The organism is Kitasatospora sp. NPDC091257, from assembly GCF_044757675.1.
Classification (GTDB): Bacteria; Actinomycetota; Actinomycetes; order Streptomycetales; family Streptomycetaceae; genus Kitasatospora; species Kitasatospora lactacystinica.
In genome coordinates, this window is record NZ_JBIVVI010001375.1 from 1 (window position 1) to 2,184 (window position 2,184).

General features: G+C 73.5%; 2 protein-coding genes. Both read right to left on the minus strand.

What is annotated here, in order from left to right; translation table 11 throughout:
• Window positions 1-51: 51 nt before the first annotated feature.
• A complete protein-coding gene (locus ACIQOV_RS38425; RefSeq protein WP_401055416.1) occupies window positions 52-465 on the minus strand; it encodes a conjugal transfer protein TraB in 414 nt (137 codons plus the stop codon).
• A 13-nt stretch (window positions 466-478) separates the two neighbouring features.
• Entirely contained in the window at window positions 479-1,702 is a 1,224-nt protein-coding gene (locus tag ACIQOV_RS38430; RefSeq protein ID WP_401055418.1) for a hypothetical protein, read from the minus strand.
• Window positions 1,703-2,184 lie beyond the last annotated feature (482 nt).

Sequence of the window (2,184 nt, forward strand, 5' to 3'; positions counted from 1 at the left end):
GGGATGTCGGGCGCGGCCACGGCCGAGGGTGGGGGAGCGTGTGGTGCTCGGTCAGCGGCGGAAAAATCCGGGCTTGGGCTGGCGGTGGGGGGAGGACTGGTTGACCTCGTAGATGCCTCGGTACTCGGCCTGGTGGGCGTCTCGGAAGGCCCGCGACTCCTCCTCGACCCGGTCGGCGGCCTGGGTGAGCTCACCGGAGGCGTTGGCCACCTGGTCGAAGGCGCGGCCGGTCTCCTCGATCATCGCGAGGAAGTGGGGTTCGACCTCGGCCTGTCCGGCCAGTTCGGCGGAGCGGCGCGCGGTCCTGGCGTTCTCCTCCATGTGCTCCTGGAGTTTGGCCATCTCCGCCTTGAGCAGCAGGGCGGCGGCGGCCAGGCGCACGGTGCGCGCGGCCAGCGCGACGAACCCGGCGCTCTCTCGGGCGGTGACCTCAATGCCGGAGTCGTGCGGAACGATGTCGCTCATCGGTGTCCCCCGATCAGTTCTCGTTGTGGATGCGGGCCGAGGGGACCGCGAGGCCGGCGTCGATGGTGGCCTGCAGGTAGGGCCTGTAGGCCTCTTCGATCGCGCTTTCGGCGGAGTAGGCCGCCTCGGCGGCGGCCAGCGACTCGCCCTTCATCTCCTCGGCCTTGTTGCCCAGGAGGGCCATCTGCTCCGAGAGCTTCGTCATCGCCCGCTGGGTGAGATTTCCGATGACGTTGTGGTGCACGGCCAGGTCCACGCTCAGCTGGTCCAGTGCCCGGCGGATGGCTACGGCCTTGTCGGCCAGGACCACGCACTGGTCGTGGGCCGCGGATCCCTCGGCACCCATGATCCCCAGCGTGAGGATGAGCCCCCCGTACGCAATCTCGGTCTCGTGCTGGGCGTCCATTCCGTGGACTCGGGAACCGTGGGACTGCGAGGGCAGCGACACGCCGGCTCCTCCTTTCTGTGCTGTGGGGCCTGTCGGGGCGGCAGGGTTCGACACAACCGGGGCCGGCGGGGCAGCCGGCGGGGCGGCGGCAGGGTTCGGCACGGCCGGGGCCGGCGCGCCCGGCATCGGGATCGGGCGCCTCGTGCCGGGGCGGGCGGTGTGCGGGGTCGGTGCCGGGCCGAGCGCGGCCGGTCCGCGGGCGGGCATCCCGGACGCACCTGCACGGCGTTCGCGGGTGCGGGTGTCGGGCCGGCCGTTCACGTAGATCCCGGTGATCTCCTCGCCCTCCGAGGCGGCCATCCCGGCCGACTCCCACACCGTGCGCCGCCGCCCGCCGGAGCGGGCGCCCGTACCGGTGGCCGAGTCGTCCGGTCCGGCCGTGAACCCGCCGGCGCGCTTGCGTGCCCGTTCCCGCTCCTTCTTCCAGCGGCTGCCGGACGATCCGGCGGTGGTCGCCGAACCGGCCGCGGCATCCGAGCCCTTGCGGCCCTTCTTGCCCTTCTTCTTCATGCGGACGCCCGCCCGCCACGCCGGACGGTGGTTCTCCCGGCGACGCCGCAGCCGTTCCTCGGCGGTCTCGGAGACCGCCCCCCAGAACGTCCCGGTGCGTTCCTCCGGGTGCTCCTTGCGGTAGGCCCTCCGGCCCGCCCGCAGGCAGCGGCGGCAGGTGCACTCGTCCTCCTGGTAGCCCTTGAGCGTGCCGTGCATCGCCCCGGGTACCGTGATGCCGCCCCAGTTGCGGAACGGCCTCGGCAGCGCCCGGTGGCTGCGCCGCCGTCGGCGCAGCACGCCAGGCGGCGCGGACGTACCGGCGGGTCCCTTCGCCGGGCCGGTCGACGTATCCGGCCCGTCCGGGCCGGTGCCGCCCTTCCCGTTCTTCTTCCCGCCGTTCTTGGCGGCAGGTCCGCCGCCCTGCGAGGGGCGCCGGACCGCTCCCGGTCCCCACTTGCCGGGCTGCGGTGCTCCGCCGGAGGAACCGGCCCCCTTCGTCCCGCCGGATGTTCCGGAGCCCTTCGGGCCGCCACCGGCGCCTTTCGTCCCGCCCGAACCACCGGCGCCCTTCGATCCACCGGAACCGCCGGGCCCGGGGCCCTTCTGTCGGTCGGGACCGCTGGAGGAACCGGAGCCCTTGGAGCCGGATCCGCCGGACCCACCAGAGCTACCGGAGCCGAAACCGCCGGACCTGGAACCCTTCGTCTGGTCTCCAGAACCCCCGCCGGAGCCGGCCCCCTTAGTCCGGCCACCGGAAGAGCCGGGGCTCTTCGTCTGCT